Origin of the sequence: Asaia sp. SF2.1, from assembly GCF_000505765.1 — a bacterium.
Classification (GTDB): Bacteria; Pseudomonadota; Alphaproteobacteria; order Acetobacterales; family Acetobacteraceae; genus Asaia; species Asaia bogorensis.
Genome location: NZ_AYXS01000050.1, coordinates 20,212 through 41,761 on the forward strand (window position 1 = coordinate 20,212; position 21,550 = coordinate 41,761).

Here is a 21,550-nt window from a genome sequence, read left to right on the forward strand (position 1 = left end):
CGGCAGGACGCAATTCCGTGTCGAAAATGATTTGACAAGCGTAACGAATAGCCGTCACCTTGCCGGTATCAAAGCCACCGGAGACACGCTCATGACCGCGCCCCTCACCCAGGAAGCCAAGGAAGATTTGCTCGAACGTGGATATTCACGTCGTCATTTTGGCCGCCTGACAAGCCTGCTCGGCATGAGCGCCGCCCTGACCCAGTTCGGCTCATCTGCCTTCGCCGCCATCAAGGCGCCGGGTGATGACCCGTTCGTGGGCCACCCCGACATGATCCGCATCGGCAGCAATGAGTGCTGGACCGGCCCGTTCCCGAGCGCCGTCACCGCCGGTCAGGCCCAGGTACCTTTCGGCAACCGCTATGAGCCCGATCACCTGCGCTCAACCCTGCTGCGTACCGCCTCCTCCGTCGAGAACATTTCCGAAGAGCACATCCTGCCCTGGCCCGGGTCAAGCGATCCGCTCTGTCGATCGGTCGTGACCTTCTGCTCACCCGAACGCGGACTGGTCACGGCCAACCCGACCTATGAAGCAGCCTGGCGTACTGCCGACTGGATGAAGATCAAGCTGACGCGCGTGCCGCTCTCGGCCCATAACGGCTACGCCACCGATGTCCGCGCCATGCTCAAGGCTGACCCCAATGCGGGCGCCTATTACATCTGCTCGCCCAACAACCCGACCGGCACTGTCACCCCGCTGGAAGACATTGCCTGGCTGGCCGATAACAAGCCTGCTGGCTCGGTCATCATTGTCGACGAGGCCTATATCCATTTCTCGGGTGCGCCGAGCGCGATTTCTCTGGTGAAGCAGGGCAAGGACGTGATCGTTCTGCGCACCTTCTCCAAGATGTTCGCCATGGCTGGCCTGCGTCTCGGTCTCTCCTTCGCCCGTCCGGACCTGCACAAGCGCATGATGCGCTATGACGGTCCGAACATGATCTCCATGCTGAACATCGTGGCCCTCGCCGCCGGCGCTGTCAGCCTGACCCAGGCCGACGCGATCAAGGCGCGACGCGATGAAATGATCGCTGCCCGCAGCATGACCTTCGATCATCTGGCCAAGCGCAATATCCGTATCGTGCCCGGCAGCCAGGCCAACATGTTCCTCGTGGACTGGAAGAAGCCTGCCTCTCAGATGAAGACGGCCTTCGCCGCCAAGAAGGTCGAAATCGGCCGCAACTGGGACATCTGGCCCACCATGTCGCGCGTCAGCGTCGGTTCCATGAAGGACATGGAAGCATTCTGCGCCGCGCTCGACCAGATTTTGGCCTGACGCGTTTCCTCATGGGGCCTTACGCCCCACGAGCGCCCGGGCGAAAGCCCGGGATGAAAGGGGCAATCCCCCTTCCGGGACGCGGGGCAGAGCCCCGCCTCCCCGCAGAAAATCCATACTTTTTAGAAGCTGTACCCCTGCCCCCTTCGAAGGATAGGCGTCATGTGCAACGCCGCCTGGCAAAGCCAGAGTGACTCACTCCCCAGCAAGCCGCACTGGCATGATACCGTCTAGCGTATCAGGGCCAGCACCCCACGCAAAAGCGCCTGCAGGGCATCAATACGGCCCAGCTTGACGCGCCCTGCGACAGGATCCTCCCGGCGCAGACGTGCAGCGAGACGATGCGAGAGCGTGACCACTACAGCGCAATAAGCTCGCATGCGACGATCGCGCACCAGACCCGGCAGAGCCGCTGCCTGTCGATTGAGATGATCAACCTCATCCAGCAGATGATCGAACACACGACGCAGCCCCGGCTTGCTGCGCGCCAGCAGAACATCCTCCACCTTGGCGCCCTCCGCCGTCAGCATGTCCTGCGGCAGATAGGAGCGATCGAGCGTCTTCAGATCTGCCGTTACATCCTGCAGATGATTGATTACCTGAAGGGCGCTGCACAGCGCATCCGACAAGGGCAGCGTTTCCGCGCGCTCACCATGCAGCAGCAACAGAAAGCGCCCCACCGGATTGGCCGAGAACCGGCAATAACCGAGCAGCTCGTCCCAGCTCTGATAGCGGTTCTTCACAGCATCCTGACAGAATGCCGTGATCAGGTCTGTGGCTGTCTCCAGCGGCACATTTGTCTGAAGCAGATGACGGCGCAGAATAACGGCCGTCTGGGCATCTGCCCGCTGGGGCGCCTCACGCTCACCGCGAACCACCTCTTCCATGCCACGCAAACGCGCGATCTTGGCTTCGGAAGAGAGCTGCTCGTTATCGACCATATCGTCGATAACCCGTGCAAAATTATAGTAGGCCGTGACATGCGCCCTGTTACCCTTGGCAAACAGAAGCGACCCGACAGGAAAATTCTCGTCAGCTGCGCCCTTGGCCGAAGTCACACCGGCTTCACCCCAGACGGGATCAACCTGTTTGCCGATCGCATTCATCAGGCATGTGTCTCCTCGGTATAGAAACGACTTTTCCATTGCACGCCCCGACCACGATGATGGTCGACGGCTGATCCAAGGGTCGCGGCCATGTAAAAGGCAGCAACCACCGGCAAGGCCAGTGCACGGACCGGCGAAAGCTTGAAACGCGACAATGTGGGCAGGAAAGAGATCACGGCCAGAAAGAGCGACGCGCCCCCCATGACCCTGACACGCCCGCGACCAAACAGGGCAAAATAGACGGGCGCCAGCCAGACCAGCGTCATCCCCAGCACAGTGCAAAGCAGAATGATCGGGGAATAGCGCAGCTGCACATAGGCCGTGCGCGCAATCATCCGCCAGATATCACCAGCCCCCCGATAGGGTCGGATCGACCATGCCAGCATGCTGTGACCCAGATACAGCTTGCCACCCGCCTTCTTGATATCGGCAGCCAATGAGCAGTCATCGATCAGTGCGCCACGTACCGACTCGACTCCGCCAATGCGCTTAAGCATGGACCGACGGACAAGTATCGTCCCGCCTGCAGCCCCCGCCACCGGCGAGGCCGGGTCGTTCACCTTCTCGAACGGGTAGAGCATCGCAAAGAAATAGACGAAGGCTGGCACAAGCAGCCGTTCTGCTGCGCTTTCACAGTTCAGCACGACCATCTCAGACACCATGTCGAGGCCGTCGCGCTCCGCCTTTTCCACCAGCGTCTCGAGATGAAGGGCGGAATGAAGGATATCGGCGTCGGTCAGCAGCACGAACCCATTGGCATCGATTTTTTCACGCGCCAGGCATTCCCCCTGATGCACGGCCCAAAGCTTGCCGCTCCATCCCTCGGGACGTGCCTTGCCTGTAAGTACGGTAAGACGTTCATGAGGATCAGCGACCTGACGGGCCAGCTCGCCCGTGCCATCGGTACTGCCGTCATCCACGACAATCACGCTCAGCTTGCCGCGGTAATCCTGCTGCACCAGCGTCGCCACACAGGCCTGGATCGACTCAGCCTCATCTCGGGCAGGCACGACAATGGCCACATCCGGCCAGACCTTCTCATCGGATTTAAGCGCCGTCGTTCCTGCCCCCGGCGCAAGACGCTCGCCGGTACGCCAGAAACGCCCATGCCCGAAAAGCAGTTTACCCCATGCCGCCAGAGCCGAGGCTGCCATGAAATGTCTGATCATTTCGTGGCAATCCGTCCGTGTTCACGAAACCACGTGACGGCATCAGCCACCGCCTCACGCGCCGGACGTGGCGCATAGCCAAGCGTTTCCTGGGCCTTGAGCGAGGTGAAGAACATCATCTTCTTGGACATGGCCAGGGTCTCCCGTGTCACACGGGGTTCGATACCAAACCCTCGCGCCATCCATTCGGATACGACAGCGACCGGCTGCAGCCATGACTGCTTGAGCTTGATCCGGGGCGGTTTGACACAGGCGACCTCGCCAATCAGGGCAAAGAGATCGCCCAGCATGTAGTTTTCGCCGCCGAGAATATATTTCTCGCCGATCACGCCCTTTTCGAGCGCCAGAGCATGACCCTCGGCCACATCATCCACATGCACGATATTCAGGCCACTATCGACATAGGCCGGCATGTTACCCGACGCGACATCCACGATCATCTGTCCGGTGGGCGTGGGCTTGATGTCACGCGGTCCAACCGGGGTGGAAGGGTTCACGATCACGGCAGGCAGACCGCGCTCGCGCACAAGCTTCAGCACTTCCTGCTCGGCGCGATATTTGGAGAGCTTGTACACGCCAATCACATCGTGCTCGGTCACCGGCGTCAGTTCATTGGCCGGGCTGCCATCCTTCGTCAGCCCCAGCGCCGCCACGGATGAGCAATAAACCACCCGCTCGATCCCGGCATCGAGTGCCGCCATCATGAGCCGCCTCGTACCTTCGACATTGGCCCGCATCATCACAGCCGGATCCGGCACCCAAAGGCGATAATCCGCCGCCACATGAAAGAGATAGCGGCAGTTTTCCAGCGCCGGCCCGAAGCTCTCGGGGGCCGTCAGGTCGCCAATCACCAGATCGGCATCGAGCCCTTCAAGGTTGGAAAGATCGGCCCCGGCACGGACCATCAATCTGATGCGATGGCCCCGTTGCTTGAGAATACGCGCCACTGCCGAGCCAACAAAGCCGGTCGCGCCGGTAATCAGCGTGTATTCACCCATGATAGGCCCTGATGCTCTCATTTATTGCAAATCGATACCGCACCATACCGCTCGCGCAAGGACAAGCAACCTGCGCCTGATGGCTTTTTCGTCATATTGAGCCGCGCAGTAGCGAAAACTGACTGTCTGGTGTAGACAGCCGCGAGCACTCGACAGCGCACATACTCGCAAATTGCCGCAGGAGCTTTGTCCAACCTCCCGCATTGCCGGGCCTGTTCCTGGCCAGACAATGCGCCTCCGCAACCCTGCGACGTTCGGAACCGACTGGCCTTGAAAACACTCACCCTTGTTCTCGCCCTCATGGGCCTTGCCCTTCTTACGGGAATCATGGCCTGGCTTGGCATCGGTCATGTTTTCAGCGCCATGCAGCGTATCGGCATAGGGGGCTTTGCATCCATCGTCGGTGGTCAGGCGCTGGTTGATATCGGTCTCGGCATTGCCTGGTTCAGTGCCTGTCCCGAGCTCGGGCTCTTTCGGGCCATTGCCTCACGCGCCGTGCGTGACGCCGCCGGGAACTGCCTGCCCTTCTCCCAGCTTGGCGGCATGGTGATTGGCATACGCGCCACATGCAGCATCCCTACCCTTACCCGCAGACTCGGCCCGCTCCAGTGGCCTGCTGCTGTCGCCACCAACATCGTGGATATCACGACCGAGGTGCTGGGTCAGATCGTGTTCGTGATCATCGCCCTCGCCTGCCTGTTCGACCATGCGGGCACCAACAAGTTCACCTGGCCTGTTCTGGGCGGCATGGCGCTTCTGGCGCTCGGTATCGCCGGTTTCATCTGGACACAGCAGCGTGGCGGGGCTGCCATCCATTATGCCGCCCGCTTTCTGGGCCGTCATATTGCCGATGGCTGGCGTACCTCACTGATCGACAACATGGACAATTTCCAGGCCGAACTCGATCAGCTCTGGTCACGCCCCGGTCGCATCGCTCTGGGTGCCACCATCCACCTTCTTTGCTGGCTCGGCGGTGCCGCCATCACCTGGCTGTCACTCGAATTGCTGGGCGCCCATATCGGTGTTGTCGGCGCCATCGCCATTGAGGGTGTCGTTTGCGGCCTCATGTCCGCCTCGTTCCTTGTGCCAGCCGCTCTGGGCGTTCAGGAAGCCGCCTATGTCGCGCTCGGCTATTTCTTCGGCGTCGATGCCGAAATCTCGCTGGGTCTGTCGCTGCTGCGTCGTGGCCGTGACATCGCCATCGGCATCCCTGTTATGGCCCTGTGGCAGCTTTCCGAAATGCGCCGCCTGCGTCAGCCCAAACGCCCGACATCCGCCGATACGACCCTTGATTACGCTGACACATCCTCACGGAGCGAAGCCTCATGACCACGCCCTTGTTCGAGACGCTCTGCGTCATCGGTCCCGGTCTGATCGGCTCCTCCGTCCTGCGCCGGCTGCGCGAGCGTCCCGGTCTGGTCAATCACCTCGTCGTCGCCGATCGTGACCCCGCGGTGCTCGATCGGGTGCGCGCCCTCGATCTCGGCGACGAGATCACAGCCGATCTCGCCAAGGCTGTCGCCGATGCGGATTGCGTCATGCTCTGCGTACCCGTCGGGGCTATCGCCCCGGTGACCGAGACCATCATGCCTCACCTTAAGGCGAGCGCGATCTTGACCGATGTCGGCTCGACGCGCCGCAGCGTGGTTGACGCCCTGACACCCCATCTGCGCGACGATATTGCCTATATCCCGGCCCACCCCATGGCCGGTACCGAACACTCAGGCCCGGATGCTGGCTTTGCCAGCCTGTTTGAGGATCGCTGGTGCCTCCTGACGCCGGACCCTCACGCCCCGCAGACCGATATCGACCGTCTCGCGGCTTTCTGGCGTGAAATGGGGGCCCGTATCCGGATCATGGATGTCGATCATCACGACACGATCTGCGCGATGGTCAGCCACCTGCCTCATCTGATCGCCTTCACCATCTGCGGCACCGCCGATACGCTTGCAGAAGACATGCGTGCCGAAGTGCTGGACTTCGCCGCCTCGGGCTTTCGCGATTTCACCCGTATCGCCGCCTCAGACCCGACCATGTGGCGTGACATCTTCCTGAACAACAGCGACGCCCTGCTGAGCGTTCTGGACCGTTTCAGCCAGGATGCCGCCGCCATGGCCAAGGCCATTCGCGAGGGCGACGAGAAAACCATTGTCGATACGATTTCGCGCGGTCGACGCATCCGTCGTTCCCTGCTCGAAAATCGTCAGGCCTGAGCCTCTGCCTGCTGGCAAGTGTAGGGGATGGTGGGTCGTAGTCATGGGGCGTTGCCCCATACCCCACCAAAGGACGGTCGTCCTTTGGAAACCTGTTTGGATAAATCAGGCCCTGAGGGGGAGTGGCTCTTGTCGAAATGTGGGACAATGTCATCGCAGGAGTGTAGGGCTCGTACATTTGGCAGTCGTGGGGCTTTGCCCCACACGCCACCGGCGAACACTCATCCTTCGGACGTCTAACTGTACCAATCGGGATACAGGGACTGCGCCCTGTCCCGGGCGCGGGGCAGAGCCCCGCACCTGATCCTGATCAGATCGTGACAACACGCAGGGTATTGGTCGAACCCTGCTGCCCGAAGGGAAGGCCGACGAGCAGAACCAGCTTGTCACTCTTCTCGGCATAGCCCTCGGAAACGGCCAGACCGACCGCCTGATCGACCACGCCTTCAACACCGTAAACCGGCGTTTCCTGACCCACGGACATGGCGCGTACGCCCCAGACCATGTTCAGACGACGTGCGGTTTCATCATCCGGCGTCAGCGCCAGAACCGGGCAATCGGCGCGCTCACGGGCAATCTGCAGGGCGCCACGGCCGCTCTGAGTATAAACCACGATCACAGCAGCCGAGACCGACTGGGCAACATGCCAGGCGGCTTCAGCAATAGCACCGCCGGTCGTCCCGTCGCTGTCAGGGCGAAGGGCCTCTTCCTGCATGCGCCATTCGAGATCATTCTCGACGCGACGCGTCACACGCGCCATCACCTCGACGGCTTCGCGAGGATACTTGCCCGCAGCGCTCTCGGCCGAAAGCATTACGGCATCGGTGCCGTCGAACACGGCGTTCGAGACGTCAGATACCTCAGCGCGCGTCGGCGTGGGCGAGGTGATCATGCTTTCCAGCATCTGCGTGGCCACGATCACCGGCTTGCCCTGGAAACGCGCTTCACGAATGGCACGCTTCTGCTCGATCGGCACTTCCTCGGCAGGGAGTTCGACACCAAGGTCGCCACGCGCCACCATCACAGCGTCAGAAAGCGCGATGATGTCGCTTAGACGCTCCATGGCCTGCGGCTTTTCGAGCTTGGTCATGATCCAGGCGCGACCCTTGGCAATGTCCTTGGCTTCCTGCACGTCCTCGGGGCGCTGCACGAAGGAAAGGGCCACGTATTCGACACCAAGGTCGAGCGCGAAAGTGAAGTCCTTATGATCCTTCTCGGTCAGGGCCGGGATGGGCAGCACAACGTCAGGCACGTTCACGCCCTTGCGCTCTGACAGCCAGCCACCGACTTCGACTTCGGTCTCCATATGCGTTTCGTCGCAGGAGATCACGCGCAGACGCATCTTGCCGTCATCGAGCAGCAGGCGGCTGCCGGGCTCGGCGGCGCGCATGATCTCGGGGTGTGGCAGACAGGCGCGACGGGCATCACCCGGCGTACGATCCAGATCCAGACGGAAGCGTGCGCCTTCAATCAGTTCCACCTTGCCATCGGCAAAGGTGCCAACGCGCAACTTGGGCCCCTGCATGTCGGCCAGAATGGCCAGCGGGCGGCCAAGTTCGGCTTCAACATCACGGATGGTGGCGTGACGCTTGGCATGGTCTTCATGCGAACCATGCGAGAAGTTCAGGCGAAACACGTCAGCCCCGGCCAGCGCCAGGGTACGGATCATCTCATGCGTGGAGGAGGCCGGGCCGAGGGTCGCAACGATCTTCGTGCGGCGCTGTTCGGCCTCTTTCTTCACTCCCGTACCCTGAGCCGAAGCTGCTTGAGGTGAGGACGTCATACTGATCTCCGATCCATTTGCTGCACGTTGCATATCATAGCTTCAGCTAGGCTGAAGCGTCTCTCCTGGCAACAGCCCCCAGAACACACGTCTGGGAAGCCATCCCGTATAGCCCTTGACCACCACCTTGCACCATGTTGACCCCTGGGGGCACAGCTTGAGGGTGCCCACTGTCCCGGGTTGCAACACAGCCACGACAGCGCTGTTTTCATCCGACTGGCTGTAGAGCAGCGTATCGCCCTGGCGCTGGCGTGCCTCGGTCTCGTTCGGCACATAGCCCAGCACGCGGGCATCGGCCTTGCCAATCACGTCGCCTGATTTGGCCGAGGCCTCACCCACCGCGGCCGCATGACCCTCGGGTGGTTGCCCCGGAATCACGAAAGTGCGCTGTCCGACGAGCGTCGCCTGATGGACCCAGCCCTTCATACCGTCCGAATCCTCGATCAGACGCCAGACATCGAACTCCCGCTCGACCTCAACCGGCAGACCGCGGCGATGATAGACCCATTCGATCGGATAGCGCTGACCTGGCCCCTTGCGCATGAACACCTTGTCGGCACGCATTGCGGCAAAGCGCGGCAAGGGCAGACCCGTATTGGTTCCCTTGTCCTGCGGCGGTGCATTGGGCGCTGCGGCAGCATCGTCACTGGCAGGTGGCGTGGCAGGCTGGGCGGCAGCTGTCGCCGCACCCGCTACAGCGGCACCGGCAGCGACACCTGCGGCCGTGCGCACATGATGCTTGCCCGCATGATGCGCATGAGCCGCCCGGGCTTCCTCCGCCGCACGTGCGGCCTTGCGCTTTTTGCGGCTACCCGCGGTCGTTCCGTCTGTCGCCTTTGCCGCGGTCGCTTTCGTTTTACCGTGATGGGCAGAAGCACCGTGTGCTGAGCTCTTGCCACTGGCGGAAGCTGGCGCCGCGCCATGTTTGTGATGGTGAGTCGCGTGTTTGGTCGTCTGGGGCGCGGCTTCTGCCTGTGCGCCAAGCGGCAGCAGAATCGCCAGCCCGATGCCGTAGACGATGCGGAATGTCTTCATGGGTGCATGGGTGCCAAGTTGTGGCGTTCGGGGCAAGAGGGGGGCCGTTTCACAGGCTCAGAATCTGGGCATCGATCGTGCGTTCCAGAAACGTCGTCACCCCACAGATACGCACGCTGGGGCACAGATCGGCCTGCGTCAGACCTGAGGCCTTCATACCGGCTTCGCAGGCCAGCACCTCACCGCCCAGCTCGAAAATGGCGGAACGCAGCGTTTCGAAGCCAGCAACCCCGCGCGACTGAAACATCTGATCGAGCCCCACGTCGTCGAGCGAGGACCAGTCCCGGCATAACGCCGCAACACTCAGCCCCCCACCGAAGAGGACGACTTCGCGCCCCAAAGCCAGAGCCCCTGCGGCGAGCACAAAAGCGTGATGAGCCCGTTCGAACGAGCGATCCGCAAGAGTAATGCCCATGACACGCATCATACGCCCTCAATCCCGCTCTCGGACCCTGCCCCTCGGCCACAGCACGGACAGTCGGGATCGGCTGGGAGCTCGAAACTGCGGAAACTCGCCTCCAGCGCGTGCCAGATGAGAACACGACCACTCATGCTGCGCCCCAAATTCAGGATTTCCTTCAGGGCCTCAGTCGCCATCAGCGTACCAATCACCCCCGTAACAGCGCCGAAAATGCCCGCCTGACCGCAGCTCAGCGCCGCGTCTTCATCGGCATCGGGATAAAGGCAGCGATAGCAGGGGCCACCACGTTGGGGAGCAAAGGTGGAAAGGCTCCCCTCAAAGCGCTGCACAGCGCCCGAAACGAGCGTTTTGCCCAAGGCATGACAGCAATCAGCCACCGCGTATCGGGTTGTGAAGTTGTCACTGCCGTCACAAACGAGGTCGTACTGGCTGACAAGTGAGGGCAGATTATCGGCATCCACCCGCAGGTCATGCGGTATGACCTCAATACCCGGATTGAGTCCGCCGAGCCTTCCAGCTGCCTGCTCGGCCTTTCCACCCCCGATATCCTGCGTGGAAAACAGGATCTGCCGTTGCAGATTGCTCAGCTCCACCCTGTCATCATCCACCAGCCCGATGCGACCGACACCCGCCGCGGCGAGATAAAGAGACAGCGGGCTTCCGAGCCCCCCTGCACCAATCACGAGCACTGACGAGTCGCGCAGCTTTGCCTGCCCTGATGCGCCCACTTCGGGCAGCAGGATATGGCGTGAATAGCGGTGCAGTTCCTCGTCGGTGAAGGTCAGATCAGACAAGATGGACGACATTGCGAAGAGGGAATCCGAGCTGGAAAGAAAACTTCATCGGCTTTCAGGATTTAGATGACAAAAGCCTGCGTGATCCCATAGCATAGTGATGTTGAGTGAAGAAAACAGAGGCATCTGCCATTCGGAACCAGGCTTGTTACCGGCTTGATCGATAAAGGCACGCATAGGCTGCGTGTTCACGTCCCTTTCGCCAGTTGCAGAGAAAAGAAATGAGAGACCCCGCAGGATCGCCCCCGGCAGGAATGCCCGTAGAACTCGCAACGTTCCCGGACAGGCTGTCATGGCCATCCAGCAGGAAGCTGCCTCATATCGCTGGCGCCCTGATGGTTGCCGTCGTCTGCATCTATGCGCTCTCGCCTTATCTGGCGCTTTGGTCGCTCTCCTCTGCCCTGCGCACGCACGATACGACGACCCTTGCCCAGCATATCGATTGGAGTGCGCTGACGACCAGCCTGAAAACCGAGGCGATCGACGCCCTGATCGGACCGCCACCAGCTTCTGACGATCTGCCGGATTTCGGCTCATCTTTCGCGACCAGCGCCGTCTCACATGCGATCGATACCCGCCTGACGCCTGAGTTGCTCATGACCTTCGCCTCCCAGATGGTCACAGGACACCAGCCTGCGGCTTCCCTGAGCATGAGCCAACTCTACAGCAGGCTCTCGGCTCATTTCGTGTCGCCTCTGCGCTTCGAGGCCGGGCTCGTCACGACGCCTGGCCAGAAACCGGCCATCGTGCATATGAAATTCGAGCAGTGGCACTGGAAGATCACCCAGCTGGATCTTCCCAAGGCAGTCTGACGCCCTCTGCGCTGCCGCGGTTTTACCGGCGGCAGCTAAGGGTGCGCTGTGCCTGACACTGCCGACTGACCGTCTTATCGCGCTCGGCACGCCACCAAACCCAAGACGGTGACTTCCTATACGCCGGCGGGATCACCGCCTGGCGCGAAAACCCAAACCGAGACGGCGCAGCACACGGGCAATCGTGTAGGGCACGACCAGCATACGGCGCGACCTTTGTCTCAGGCACAGCTGATAGAGCCGCAGTTTGAGACGGTCCTCAAGGCGTAACCGCGTATTGGCCGCCACCAGAGATGCGAAGGTATCGAGCATCCCCACCAGTTCGTCGCTATGCTGCGCCATGCGCTTTTCGTGCTCGTAGCGCGAAAAATAGATCGACTTGAAAGCCTCCCCGGCAATCAGATTGCAAAAGCGCGGAAAGATCAGATCACGCACATACACGCTGCGTCGCTCAGGATCCGAGTCGAACATGCCGCAAAGCTTGCTGATATAGCGCATGCGGCTGCGGCTCATGCGGATGCTGTACGAGGTGCTGTTCTTGTTGATGCACCAGGCGGTTACAGCTTGCGGGAAAAAGTAGTTTGTATAGCCCTTGCGGAAAATCCGCAGGAAAAGATCGTCATCCTCATAACCCATGAACTGAGGATCAAAACCGCCCACGGCCTCGAACGCTGTCCGGCTGATGATCGAGGCTGAAGGCAGGACATGCATGTCACGCTCGAGCAGATCCTCAATCGAGATCTTGGGGTGCTTGCTGTAACGCGCGGCGATCGAGGTGGCGACAATATGCCCCTCCTCATCGGCCTCCATCAATTCACCATAGGCCCAGCCGAAATGGGGGTCTTTCGTCCTGACCTGTTCGAGCAGCAACTCGATATGGCTCTTCAGGAAGAAGTCGTCCTGATCGAGAAAGCAGATATAGGCCGATTGAGTAAGCGATACGCCCAGATTGCGTGCGCTTCCCTGCCCGCCATTTTCCTTGCGATGCACCGTGACACCGGATCTCGCAGCGATTTCAGCCAGGGCGGTGCGCTCCGCCTCGCTCGATCCATCATCGATGATCAGGAACTCGTCGGCGGGAACAGTCTGCGACAGGACGCTTTGTATCGCCCGCTCGATATATTTCGCGCCATTGTAGAAAGGGATGATAACGGCGACAGAATTCAGCCTTGCATCGGCCATGGACAAACAATCCTTACTTTCCAGGCCCGTGCATTGCTACGCAAGCACATGGCGGCATAGTACCCGGCTCCGCACCCTGCTTGCACATACGCTACCCCGACCTGCTTTTTTCATACGTACAGACCGTGCAGGCGCTGCCGTTGCCGGGAACCCTGCCCTGATGATTCAGACATTGCGCATAATGTGAGTGGGGACAGAGGCCAAACTGAGGCAGGAAAATGCTGGGCGTCACTGCCCTCTCGGCATCGCCCTCATACGCTCCGGGGTAATCCGGCATCTTTCGGAAAGGGAGTGACCCTGCGCCTGCCTGTAAGGTCAGGACCCGTTGGGGACGGACACGGCCTGCCTTTCATGCACGACCTTGCAGAAAGAAAAGCCGATGCCGGGTATCACGTCCCCGATAACGCCCTTAATCAGGCCGGAGGAAGGTCTTCTTCGAGAACGGTGATGTGGATGGCATAGGAGACCTCGCCTTCATCATCATCCCGGTGCACGGTGCCAATCACTTCGCCATTGACGGCCAGCTCAACCGTGTGGCCAGCGCGTGCCGGGGCATTGATCGTCAGTTGCTGGGAACCGAGCAGACGACGCAGGGTCGTTTGCAGACGGGACAGCTCCGAAGCAGAAATAGCAGCCATGATAACTCCTGGAATTTGGCAGGTTGTGCGATCTGTAGAACATCCCGCCCCCCTGTGAAACCACCTTTAACGCATGTCGAAAATTCCGGATTGGGCCACGATGCTGCCATGATTGATCGGCACGGTTCACGCCTTCGTCATTGAACCGGCACTTTCAAGACAGGGAGAACCATGCGCCGCATCCTCTTTGCCTTTGCGCTTCTCGCGCTTGCCTCGACCGGGTCGAGCCTCGCTGCTGCCGTGCCGCCCCATTTCGGATCAGCGCTCTCGCAACAGATTTCAAGCGACGGCCCCCGTGCCGTGGCATGGTCGCTTACGCTCAGTCATGACTGGGCCAAGGTGGAACAGAATATCGCAGCAAATGACCCGGCGCTGAGCTCGGCCACGCTGCGCGCATTGCTCGATTATACCCCCCGGTTCGAGCGATCCGCCATGCAGCACGCCCTGCGGGCAAGACTCCAGAATGATGCGCTGTCAGGGCTTGCAGTGCTGTCGCCGGTTTCGCGCAGCCCTTACTCAGGCCGCGCCATATGCGGTGCTGGCGAAGCACGCTGGAAGCATCAGGTTGCGCCCATGGTCATGGCGACGCACGACATTGTCTATGCGTTGCAACGCGAGGCATGTTTAAATGCGTTAAGGTTACATTCCAGGCGTTGAATCGCGTGGCGTGAGCAGGCACACAGAACTTCTTCCCTCGAGTTCTGTTGTCATAACGAAACCCTTCCGGGTTCCCTGCTCCCTTTTCGCATCGAGGAAAATCTTTGACTTCCACCCTGCGTCTCGCCCTCGGCGTTCTACCGCTCGTGGGCCTCACTGGCTGCGGCTATTTCGACTCTCGCGAAGCCCACAGGGCACAGCTTGCCATGATTGGCATGACATCGAACGATCTTCAGGCCTGTGCCGGCATTCCGGCATCAACCAAGACCCTGAACGACACCACGCAGATCTATCAGTATACTGCGACCATGAACCTGCCCACGGCAAGCGATTCAACCATCATCCCAGTTCAACAACTCTTGAACATGACGCAGGTCACCCTCGGCGGGGCAGGCACGACCTGTAAGGCGATCATCCGCCTCGACCATGACCGGGTCTCCGAGGTCCATTACGCCGGTGATGATGACGAGATCATCGGCTCCGACGGTATTTGCTCGATCATCACCCGTGGGTGCGCCAGACAGCCCGAGGCCAGCATGCGCAAAGTCAGCGGTGGTCCATTCGGGCCAGTCTCCGCTTTCCACTCCCCTGCGGCGCCTAATCAGAGCACGAGTGCGACCTACAACAAGCAGTCCGGCGAGACCGTGCCGAACTACACCGACAAATCAAAGCCGGTTATCGTACCACGGCCCTGAACAGCGCTCCGGTCGCGATTTCCTGCTTCATGCGGGCAATCGCGGCGGGCAATCCGCTGAAGATTGCCTCTCCAATCAGGAAATGTCCGATATTGAGCTCTTTCAGCCCGGGCAGACCCGCCACCCGTCCCACATTGGCGTAAGTAAGCCCATGACCGGCATGGAGCTCCAGCCCATTCGCCGTGGCGGCCTGCGCACCTGCAAAAAGCCTCCGGAACTCCGCCTCGCCGTCGTCATGGGCATAAGCGCCGGTATGGAGTTCCACCACCTGTCCACCAATTGCGGCGGCAGCCTCGATCTGGACAGGGTCAGGGTCGACGAAAAGCGAAACACGAATACCGGCGTCTCTCAGCCGTGCCACCTTGGCGCGTAGATCATTCATCTGACCTGCCACGTCGAGGCCGCCTTCGGTCGTCACTTCCTCGCGTCGCTCGGGCACAAGACAACAGGCATGAGGGCGCAAGGCGCAGGCCAAACCAACCATTTCTTCCGTCGCGCCCATTTCGAAATTGAGCGGCACGGTCAGTTCACGACGTAGCCTCTGCATGTCTTCATCACGTATGTGGCGCCGGTCCTCGCGCAGATGGGCCGTAATGCCGTCAGCGCCATGCATGGCTGCCAGAAGGGCTGCCCCGACCGGATCAGGATGCGTGCCACCCCGGGCATTACGGACGGTCGCCACGTGATCGATATTCACGCCAAGTCGGATCATGGTCTTTTTTCCTTGCCTGAGGCACGTCTCACGCCAAGATCGCGCGCAAGACGCAAGGCTGAAAGCAGGCTCGTCGGGTCGGCCCTGTTCTTGCCTGCAATCGCAAAGGCTGTCCCGTGGTCGGGCGATGTCCTGACAATGGGCAGGCCCAGTGTCACATTCACACCGCTGGCCATGTCGAGCGTCTTGAGCGGTATCAGGGCCTGATCGTGATACATGCACAGTGCCGCGTCATAGAGTGGCCGTGCAAGATCCGTGAAAAGCGTATCGGGCGGATACGGACCGCTGGCATCAATGCCAGCTTCGCGCAGAATCCTGATGGCCGGCTCGATCATGACCTGCTCTTCCAAGCCCATCACCCCGCCCTCACCCGCATGAGGGTTCAGGCCAGCCACGGCAATACGTGGCGCCTCAAACCCGAAGTCACGGCGCAAAGCCTGAGCAAGTGCCTTGCCAACCTGCACGATTTTATCCGTCGTCAGACTGTCCAGCGCCTCGCGCAGGCTGACATGCACCGTGACCGGCACCACACGCAGCTGTGGCGAGGCCAGCATCATGATTTCCTCACCCGGCACGCCGCAAAGCGAGGCCAGGAATTCGGTATGACCCGGAAAGCCGAAACCGGCAGCTTTCAGCACCGCCTTGCTGATCGGATTGGTCACGACGGCACTGACACGCCCCTCAAGCGCCAGCCGGGTCGCGCGCTCGATCGAGGCGATCACCTGACCTGCCATTGCGGAATCTGGCTGACCCGGCAAAACAGGGCCGGGAAGGTACACGGGCAGGACAGGCAGGGCATGGGGGAATACCGCTTCTGCCTGCACAGGTTCGTCCACGATTTGCGTGGGGATCCCCTCGATCAGAGCCGGATCACCGATCCACACAAACCCTTCGCCCTGGGTTCTGAGCTGCTCCCAGGCCTTGACGGTCAGTTCAGGGCCAATCCCGGCGGGATCGCCCATCGTGAGTGCAGGCAGCATCATGCCCCCCTCAAGGGTCACTTGGTGGAAAAGGCATCCAGAATACGAACCCAAGAGCGAATTCCCTTATGGAAGGATTCGACGCCATATTGCTCGTTAGGCGAGTGGATACGATCGTCATCCTGGGCAAACCCCACAAGAAGCGAGTCCATGTCGAGCGCTTCCTTGACCTCGGCAACGACAGGAATCGATCCACCGCAACCGATCGATACGGCAGGAACACCCCATTCCTCGCCCAGCGCGGCCAGGGCCGTTTGCAGAAATGGCCCTTCTTCCGGCACGGCAAAGCCGCTCGATGCACCATGCTCGGCAAAGCTGACCTTGGCATCCACCGGCAGGACCGATCGGATATGGGCGCGGAACGCCTCACGCACGCGCTCCGGGTTCTGCCCCGGTACTAAGCGGAACGAAACCTTGGCCATTGCCCGGGCGGGGAGCACGGTCTTGAAACCATCGCCCTCATACCCGCCTGAAATGCCGTTGATCTCGTAGCTCGGCCGGGCCCAGATCTGCTCGATGGCCGTAAAGCCATCCTCACCGGCAGCGCTCGACAGCCCCACCGGGCCAAGTGTCGCCGCGTCATCGGGGAAAATGGCTCGCCACTGCGCGCGAACCGTGTCGGATGGTGCCACCACCCCATCATAAAACCCGGGAAGCATCACACGGCCCTTGTCGTCACGCACACTGCCCAGCGCCTTGCAGAGCAGTTCGATGGGGTTGCGCGCGGCATTGCCGAACATGCCTGAATGAAGGTCGTGCGTGGCGCAGTCGATCACCACTTCCTCACCAACCAGCCCACGCAGCCCCGTCGTGATCGCCGGCGTGCGCCGATCGGGCATGCCGGTGTCGCAAATCAGCGCCACATCGGCCTTGAGCTCTGCGGCATTGGCCTTGAGGAACGGCATCAGATTGGCCCCGCCGCTTTCTTCCTCACCCTCGATCAGGATCGAGATCTTCAACGGCAGATCGCCCTTGATCGCTTTCCAGGCACGGCAGGCTTCGATGAAGGTGAGCAGCTGTCCCTTATCGTCCGATGCACCACGCGCCACGATGATCTTGCGGCCATCGGCCTCGGTCACAATGGCGGGGTCGAAGGGATCGCTCTTCCACAGATTGAGCGGGTCCGTGGGCTGAACGTCATAATGGCCATAAAACAGCACATGCGGGCCGGATGACGCTGTCTGTTCATGACCCACAACCATCGGGTGCCCGGCTGTTTCACGCACGCTGGCATCGAACCCGAGGGCTGAGAGCTCCTCACGCAGCCATTCGGCGGCGGTCCTGCAATCGGCAGCATGTTTCGGCTGGGCCGAAACACTCGGTATGCGCAGGAAGGCAAAAAGACGATCCAGACTTTTTTCCAGATCCCGGTCGACCTGCTGCAATACCGCTGCCGTGCTGTCAGTCACGCATCTCTTCCTTTACCAAACTCTGTCGCAACAAGGAGGCAAGCGTGTCGCGATAGACGGTCGTCATCGCTCGTGCCTGCTGCCTCGCCTCATCGGACAGACGCTGCCACGTCTCCCGATCCTGATAAAGGGTGATGATCGCCTCTGCAAACGCTGTTGGATCGAACGGCGCTGACGCGGCGCCTTGCAATGCTGCCTCACCGCCCGTGACGGCAGGCAGTCCGCAAGCTCCGGCGGCAAGACGGTCGAATGCCACATGGCCCTCAACCTGATCGGGTGTAATCAACAGGCGGCATTGCGCAGCGAGTGCCGCGAAATCTGCCTGACCATCACGCAATGGCGCGACATTCTGATGATGCGTGATCATTGATAGATCATGCGACTGGGTGGTTTCACAGGCCAGAACCAGTCTGACCGGTTCGGCCAGACGCCCGTTGAGGCGCGTCATGACGTTGCGCACGAACCATTTGAGAAAGGTTGCGCTGTAACCCGGCGCCGTCGCGGGCTGAGCGGCAAAAAGCAGGCCGTGTCTGTTATCGAAGTCCGGACTGTCATGCAGGGGCAGATCATCCCCAAGAATTGTCACGCCGGTGACACCAACCTTGCCAAGCACCTGCTCCTGAGCCACGTCGGCAACCACAATGTCCTGGCAGAACCAGGCATTGGCGACTTCATCCGCCAGTACCTGATCGAAATCGGCCTCGTCAATTCTGTCGCGAACCGCCTGCACCTTGCGGGCGTCAAACCGGGCCTGGACAGCATCCAGCGACCGCAAATCCAGAACCACACCTTCCTCAGGCAGAAGGGCGGCCTTGTCATTGAAGAGCTGGAACACGGCATTGAGCGTATGGCCGCCCATGATCCAGATCTGATCGAAGCCGCGCGGGCGCTGCTCGATCAATTGCCCCAAACACTCAATACCCCCCTGAAGGTGTTCAATTTCGTCAGGCAGAGTGGCGCTTATCGTCTCTGTATGCGGGCGCTGCTCATCCAGGGCAAAAACCGTAGACTGCAGACCGAGCGCCACGAAAGCACGGCACAGGGATTGCAGGCGCTCGCGCTGCGTGGGCTGAGCGCTTGAAATTGCCCTTTTGACAAGAAGGATGCGCTGCCCCCAGCGAACCGGCTTGTGCAACATGATCGCACTGCCAGGGCGATGCGGCTGATTTCCACGAAGCACTTCTGCAAAATGGCGACGCAGTATCAACGCCTCCTGCGCTACGAGCGCCTCGCCGGCTATCTCGCGTTCAGGCACACGAATCAGAAAATTAGGATCGTAGACTATACGACCGGAACGCATGATCTGGCGCAGGGTCAGGCACAGGCCAGCCCATGAATGCGCGGCGATACGCAGCGCACCAAGCCCGTCATCGATTGCGGGTATGGCACGTAGTACACTGGTGCGACACAGCAGGGCGCCGCCCCCGACACCGTCACAAGTACGCACGAAGTTCACGATCGGGGCAAAAGCGTCCTCACCCGCACCATGAGCCGTGCAACTCCCATCACGTGCAACACTCACACCGGCCTCGACGACCCGCAGATCCAGTCCCAGTATCTGCGGTGCGACAGCAATGACACCCGGCTGCGCGAGACGGGCGATAGCTGTGTTCAGTGCCCCGGCAAATAGTGTGGTACCCGGATCGATCAAAAGAACCTGAGGTGCTGCGATCGCAGCGCCAGCCCGTCGCCAGCCCCCCTGCAGATTGCCCTGTTCGGAGGAAATTACCTCGAGACCGTAGGCGTAGCGCGCGACATTGGCCGTTTCATCCCGCGCATGACCACTGAGCAGAATGACCTGCATTGCCCCGCAATTGACATCGTGCAGCGACGCAAGCGTCTGGATCAGATCGAGGAATGTTTCAGGGGCATTGATGATCACGCTAAGGGCAGGCTGGCCTACATAGCGAAAATCGAGCGGTGTCCGGGCGAGAAGCGGCAACAGACTCTCACCGCGCAAGGCCTGCAGGGATGCCAGCGCGCGCAGTGAGGGAAGCTCCGGAATGTCCGCTTCGTTTGCTTCGCCATCGCGCTTAACAAAGGCCGTGTACGGGTTGTCGCAGATCGCCTTCCAGTCCGGCATGTCACCGTCACAGGAGAAGGGGGGGAAAGCGATCTCCTTGGTCGCACGACGTCCCTCGAATACACCAAAGCGCACGAAATGCTCATAGCCGTTCCGAAGCGCACGCGCGGCGACCTGCCTGCCCACATCCTCGTAGCGCGCGAGATAGAAAGTCTCATCGAAATACGGGGTGGGGGAGTAGGCCGTAGGTGTCTCGTTGGAGAGATAATGATGCAGGGGCGAAGCATATTCCCCGCTTGCGATCTGCGCCGAGACCTCGGGGTACTGGTCGAGATACCAGACCGGATCGAAATACCAGGACGTACGCAGGGCTCCGAGATCTGTGCTTGTCAGCAGACGGGAGAATTCCCCCGTAGCCGGATCGAACGGCAAGCGATTCTGGAAGATCCCTGCACGCAGCAGATCGGGGACAAAGAACGCGGAACTGGCACGCCGCTCCACCTGCCCAATCGCCAGATAATGGTCGTAGCCATTGGCAAAGCCCAATTCACGCACTAGCGACGGGGTCAGATCGGGGTTGAGGCTGAAATATCCCCCTTCTGAAAACAGCCAGTGGCAGGAGCGGCCGCGATGACCCGTCTCGCAATAATGCTGAAAACCGGAGTCAAACACCCCCATCCGGATGCCGTTCTCAACATCGAAATGCGCCCTGCGATACCAGATTTCATCGAAATACCGGTTGGGCGAATGAGCATAACGAGCCCCGTCACGTAGCCAGAACTCATAAAGTCCCCGGTCATCCGGCATGTTGCCCACCATGCCGATCACTGCATCCCGGTACCGCCCCCGATACCAGTCAGGATCGAAAACGGCCCAGAGCGGGACATGGGCGCGCGGCTCGTCGCCAGGGCCGTACGCAGAGGGGATATCGGGGGTCTGTGTCATCGTTCCGGTCCGGGCTTATCAGGGCGCACGTGTCTCAGGACTGGGCGCGGCGGCTCAGCATGAGAGCATGAAAATCGACAGGCTGGATATTGGCCACCGGGAAACCCGCCTCACGGATCAGGCTCAGCAGCACATGGCGCGCAGAGGGGAAAAGCCGACGCGGCGCTTCGACCAGAAGCAGTTCCTCCAGCATGTCGGGGCTGGCATTCTGCACGGTGAAAATACCCGAATACACCAGTTCGATCTTATACAGCGTCTCGGGCTCGGGCGTTTCGGGCGTGGGGGCCGTGCGATAGCCAAGCCCCTGGAGTGCCAGGCTGACTTCGAAATTCGGCTGATCTTCGGCAAGCTGGCGGGCATTCACATCAATACGCAGGCCGATATGCGGTCTGGCAGGCAGATTGAAAAATACTTCGGGGGCCCCGACAGAAGCAATCGTGGAAGATTTCAGATACTGCATTCCAGAGACGAGCAATGTCTCCAAGGCAGCCTGATCTGCACGTCCAGACTGCTCCTTGTTCTCACTTTTTGACATGACGTCTCGTTCCTTTGATGTCTTTCTATGACTATGCTTGCCAATAACAAGCATAGCGCGCCAGTGCTTCTGTCATGACTTGGCGATCAAGACCAGATGAACCAGACCAAACCACGGCTCTGTTCATATTTTAAAACAGATCCGGCTAACGCCCCTGCACGCTCCCGCCC

The 21,550-nt window shown here is 60.6% G+C and carries 20 protein-coding genes; 6 read left to right on the top strand and 14 right to left on the bottom strand.

Annotated elements, in window-relative coordinates:
* The first annotated feature begins 91 nt into the window (after positions 1 to 91).
* Positions 92 to 1,273: a pyridoxal phosphate-dependent aminotransferase gene (locus P792_RS34465; RefSeq protein WP_023979836.1), complete on the top strand. Its 1,182-nt coding sequence runs from the start codon at positions 92 to 94 to the stop codon at positions 1,271 to 1,273.
* A gap of 230 nt (positions 1,274 to 1,503) precedes the next feature.
* On the opposite strand, the gene hpnC is transcribed toward P792_RS34465, so the two are convergent.
* Genes hpnC through hpnA form a run of 3 tightly spaced genes read right to left on the bottom strand, consistent with a single transcriptional unit; the run spans position 1,504 to position 4,546 of the window.
* Positions 1,504 to 2,379 carry a squalene synthase HpnC gene (hpnC, locus tag P792_RS34470; RefSeq protein WP_023979837.1) on the bottom strand — a complete coding sequence of 292 codons (876 nt, stop codon included), beginning with the start codon at positions 2,377 to 2,379 and terminating at the stop codon, positions 1,504 to 1,506.
* Positions 2,379 to 3,548 (bottom strand): glycosyltransferase, encoded by a 1,170-nt coding sequence (locus P792_RS34475; RefSeq protein WP_023979838.1) that lies wholly within the window; start codon positions 3,546 to 3,548, stop codon positions 2,379 to 2,381. The genes hpnC and P792_RS34475 overlap by 1 nt, the downstream gene beginning before the upstream one ends.
* Positions 3,545 to 4,546, bottom strand: coding sequence for a hopanoid-associated sugar epimerase (gene hpnA / locus P792_RS34480; RefSeq protein ID WP_023979839.1), 1,002 nt, complete (start codon positions 4,544 to 4,546; stop codon positions 3,545 to 3,547). The genes P792_RS34475 and hpnA overlap by 4 nt, the downstream gene beginning before the upstream one ends.
* Positions 4,547 to 4,816: 270 nt before the next feature.
* Between hpnA and P792_RS34485 the strand changes: the two genes are divergently transcribed.
* Positions 4,817 to 5,875, top strand: coding sequence for a lysylphosphatidylglycerol synthase domain-containing protein (locus tag P792_RS34485; protein ID WP_023979840.1), 1,059 nt, complete (start codon positions 4,817 to 4,819; stop codon positions 5,873 to 5,875).
* Positions 5,872 to 6,759: a prephenate dehydrogenase/arogenate dehydrogenase family protein gene (locus P792_RS34490; protein ID WP_023979841.1), complete on the top strand. Its 888-nt coding sequence runs from the start codon at positions 5,872 to 5,874 to the stop codon at positions 6,757 to 6,759. Before P792_RS34485 ends, P792_RS34490 begins: the two co-directional genes overlap by 4 nt.
* A gap of 310 nt (positions 6,760 to 7,069) precedes the next feature.
* On the opposite strand, the gene pyk is transcribed toward P792_RS34490, so the two are convergent.
* From pyk to P792_RS34510, 4 genes are read right to left on the bottom strand one after another with little or no spacing between them, the layout of a single operon-like run.
* Positions 7,070 to 8,542: a pyruvate kinase gene (gene pyk / locus P792_RS34495; protein WP_081866759.1), complete on the bottom strand. Its 1,473-nt coding sequence runs from the start codon at positions 8,540 to 8,542 to the stop codon at positions 7,070 to 7,072.
* 42 nt (positions 8,543 to 8,584) lie between these two features.
* Complete coding sequence (locus tag P792_RS34500; protein WP_023979843.1) at positions 8,585 to 9,577, bottom strand: SH3 domain-containing protein; 993 nt, start codon at positions 9,575 to 9,577, stop codon at positions 8,585 to 8,587.
* 49 nt (positions 9,578 to 9,626) lie between these two features.
* Positions 9,627 to 10,004, bottom strand: coding sequence for a hypothetical protein (locus P792_RS34505; RefSeq protein ID WP_023979844.1), 378 nt, complete (start codon positions 10,002 to 10,004; stop codon positions 9,627 to 9,629).
* Complete coding sequence (locus P792_RS34510; RefSeq protein WP_023979845.1) at positions 10,001 to 10,783, bottom strand: HesA/MoeB/ThiF family protein; 783 nt, start codon at positions 10,781 to 10,783, stop codon at positions 10,001 to 10,003. The genes P792_RS34505 and P792_RS34510 overlap by 4 nt, the downstream gene beginning before the upstream one ends.
* A 263-nt stretch (positions 10,784 to 11,046) precedes the next feature.
* Between P792_RS34510 and P792_RS34515 the strand changes: the two genes are divergently transcribed.
* Positions 11,047 to 11,604 carry a DUF2939 domain-containing protein gene (locus P792_RS34515; RefSeq protein ID WP_161630867.1) on the top strand — a complete coding sequence of 186 codons (558 nt, stop codon included), beginning with the start codon at positions 11,047 to 11,049 and terminating at the stop codon, positions 11,602 to 11,604.
* Positions 11,605 to 11,736: 132 nt separating this feature from the next.
* Here the strand turns inward: P792_RS34515 and P792_RS34520 are convergent, their stop codons facing one another.
* Together P792_RS34520 and P792_RS34525 are read right to left on the bottom strand one after the other, a co-directional pair.
* Positions 11,737 to 12,786, bottom strand: a complete 1,050-nt coding sequence (locus P792_RS34520) for a glycosyltransferase family 2 protein (RefSeq protein ID WP_023979847.1) — start codon at positions 12,784 to 12,786, stop codon at positions 11,737 to 11,739.
* Between the two features lie 413 nt (positions 12,787 to 13,199).
* Positions 13,200 to 13,424 (bottom strand): DUF3126 family protein, encoded by a 225-nt coding sequence (locus P792_RS34525; RefSeq protein ID WP_023979848.1) that lies wholly within the window; start codon positions 13,422 to 13,424, stop codon positions 13,200 to 13,202.
* A 171-nt stretch (positions 13,425 to 13,595) separates the two neighbouring features.
* Here P792_RS34525 and P792_RS34530 point away from each other — a divergent pair, with 171 nt between their 5' ends.
* Positions 13,596 to 14,081, top strand: a complete 486-nt coding sequence (locus P792_RS34530; RefSeq protein WP_023979849.1) for a hypothetical protein — start codon at positions 13,596 to 13,598, stop codon at positions 14,079 to 14,081.
* Positions 14,082 to 14,185: 104 nt separating this feature from the next.
* The gene (locus P792_RS34535) at positions 14,186 to 14,776 is read left to right on the top strand and encodes a hypothetical protein (protein ID WP_051757643.1); all 591 of its coding nucleotides are present in this window, start codon (positions 14,186 to 14,188) and stop codon (positions 14,774 to 14,776) included.
* Here the strand turns inward: P792_RS34535 and P792_RS34540 are convergent.
* Genes P792_RS34540 through P792_RS0120320 form a run of 5 tightly spaced genes read right to left on the bottom strand, consistent with a single transcriptional unit; the run spans position 14,757 to position 21,380 of the window.
* Entirely contained in the window at positions 14,757 to 15,488 is a 732-nt protein-coding gene (locus tag P792_RS34540) for a pyridoxine 5'-phosphate synthase (protein ID WP_023979851.1), read from the bottom strand. The two genes, P792_RS34535 and P792_RS34540, sit on opposite strands and share 20 nt — an antisense overlap.
* A complete protein-coding gene (gene pdxA / locus P792_RS34545; RefSeq protein ID WP_023979852.1) occupies positions 15,485 to 16,471 on the bottom strand; it encodes a 4-hydroxythreonine-4-phosphate dehydrogenase PdxA in 987 nt (328 codons plus the stop codon). The genes P792_RS34540 and pdxA overlap by 4 nt, the downstream gene beginning before the upstream one ends.
* A 14-nt stretch (positions 16,472 to 16,485) precedes the next feature.
* A complete protein-coding gene (locus tag P792_RS34550; RefSeq protein WP_023979853.1) occupies positions 16,486 to 17,877 on the bottom strand; it encodes a M20/M25/M40 family metallo-hydrolase in 1,392 nt (463 codons plus the stop codon).
* Complete coding sequence (locus tag P792_RS34555; protein WP_023979854.1) at positions 17,870 to 20,845, bottom strand: hypothetical protein; 2,976 nt, start codon at positions 20,843 to 20,845, stop codon at positions 17,870 to 17,872. Before P792_RS34555 ends, P792_RS34550 begins: the two co-directional genes overlap by 8 nt.
* A 34-nt stretch (positions 20,846 to 20,879) precedes the next feature.
* Positions 20,880 to 21,380: a protein-export chaperone SecB gene (locus P792_RS0120320; protein WP_023979855.1), complete on the bottom strand. Its 501-nt coding sequence runs from the start codon at positions 21,378 to 21,380 to the stop codon at positions 20,880 to 20,882.
* Positions 21,381 to 21,550: the final 170 nt, after the last annotated feature.

Coding starts and splice junctions, on each gene's coding strand:
- P792_RS34465 (WP_023979836.1), top strand. CDS start 92: ATGACCGCGCCCCTCACCCAGGAAGCCAAGGAAGATTTGCTCGAACGT.
- P792_RS34475 (WP_023979838.1), bottom strand. CDS start 3,548: ATGATCAGACATTTCATGGCAGCCTCGGCTCTGGCGGCATGGGGTAAA.
- P792_RS34490 (WP_023979841.1), top strand. CDS start 5,872: ATGACCACGCCCTTGTTCGAGACGCTCTGCGTCATCGGTCCCGGTCTG.
- P792_RS34525 (WP_023979848.1), bottom strand. CDS start 13,424: ATGGCTGCTATTTCTGCTTCGGAGCTGTCCCGTCTGCAAACGACCCTG.
- hpnA (WP_023979839.1), bottom strand. CDS start 4,546: ATGGGTGAATACACGCTGATTACCGGCGCGACCGGCTTTGTTGGCTCG.
- P792_RS34540 (WP_023979851.1), bottom strand. CDS start 15,488: ATGATCCGACTTGGCGTGAATATCGATCACGTGGCGACCGTCCGTAAT.
- pdxA (WP_023979852.1), bottom strand. CDS start 16,471: ATGATGCTGCCTGCACTCACGATGGGCGATCCCGCCGGGATTGGCCCT.
- P792_RS34555 (WP_023979854.1), bottom strand. CDS start 20,845: ATGACACAGACCCCCGATATCCCCTCTGCGTACGGCCCTGGCGACGAG.
- P792_RS34500 (WP_023979843.1), bottom strand. CDS start 9,577: ATGAAGACATTCCGCATCGTCTACGGCATCGGGCTGGCGATTCTGCTG.
- pyk (WP_081866759.1), bottom strand. CDS start 8,542: ATGACGTCCTCACCTCAAGCAGCTTCGGCTCAGGGTACGGGAGTGAAG.
- P792_RS0120320 (WP_023979855.1), bottom strand. CDS start 21,380: ATGTCAAAAAGTGAGAACAAGGAGCAGTCTGGACGTGCAGATCAGGCT.
- P792_RS34505 (WP_023979844.1), bottom strand. CDS start 10,004: ATGATGCGTGTCATGGGCATTACTCTTGCGGATCGCTCGTTCGAACGG.
- P792_RS34520 (WP_023979847.1), bottom strand. CDS start 12,786: ATGGCCGATGCAAGGCTGAATTCTGTCGCCGTTATCATCCCTTTCTAC.
- P792_RS34515 (WP_161630867.1), top strand. CDS start 11,047: ATGCCCGTAGAACTCGCAACGTTCCCGGACAGGCTGTCATGGCCATCC.
- hpnC (WP_023979837.1), bottom strand. CDS start 2,379: ATGAATGCGATCGGCAAACAGGTTGATCCCGTCTGGGGTGAAGCCGGT.
- P792_RS34530 (WP_023979849.1), top strand. CDS start 13,596: ATGCGCCGCATCCTCTTTGCCTTTGCGCTTCTCGCGCTTGCCTCGACC.